Source organism: Saccharomonospora iraqiensis subsp. paurometabolica YIM 90007, from assembly GCF_000231035.2.
Classification (GTDB): Bacteria; Actinomycetota; Actinomycetes; order Mycobacteriales; family Pseudonocardiaceae; genus Saccharomonospora; species Saccharomonospora paurometabolica.
Genome location: NZ_KI912205.1, coordinates 9,930 through 10,478 on the forward strand (window position 1 = coordinate 9,930; position 549 = coordinate 10,478).

The window sequence follows — 549 nt, forward strand, 5'->3', positions numbered from 1 at the left end:
CCGAACGCGGCGCGGCCGAGGAGTCGGAGCGGGAGGAGGCCGAGGCCACCCGCAGACGGCAGGAGGCGGCCGAGCGGGACGAGCGTATCCGGCACCGACTGACCCGGCGCACCGCGCGTGAGCGCAGCGGCGTCCGCCGGTACCGGCCGGGCCCGGGGCGGCATCTGTACTCGCCGGCCTTCATCGGGACCGCGAGCCGCTGGGCCCCCTCCGCCGAGGAGGATCTCGACCGGGAGATCAGCAGCCTCGAGATGGCCCTGCGCGAACACGGCGCACTCTCCCGGCGCGAGCTGGCCGACGCGGTCGGCGCGCGGTACTGGGGCCCCGGCCGGTTCCGTGCCGCGTTGAGCGAGGCCGCGTACGAGGGACGGGTGCGCCGCCTGTCCCGGGACCGCTACGAGCCCGTGGCCGTGGACTCCCCGTCCTGACCCGGTCAACCGTCACCCCCTCCTCCGCCTCCGCCGATCCCACCCCCGATTCCGCCACCGCTTCCGCCGCCACCGCCACCGTCACCGAAGATGCCGCCACCGCCGAACCCGCCACCGCCGA

Annotated in this window: 1 pseudogene; it reads left to right on the forward strand. The window is 76.5% G+C overall.

Features of this window, described 5'->3' with window-relative positions:
- Positions 1-428 (forward strand): annotated as a pseudogene (locus SACPADRAFT_RS32120) (MFS transporter); the annotation flags it as partial.
- Positions 429-549: the final 121 nt, after the last annotated feature.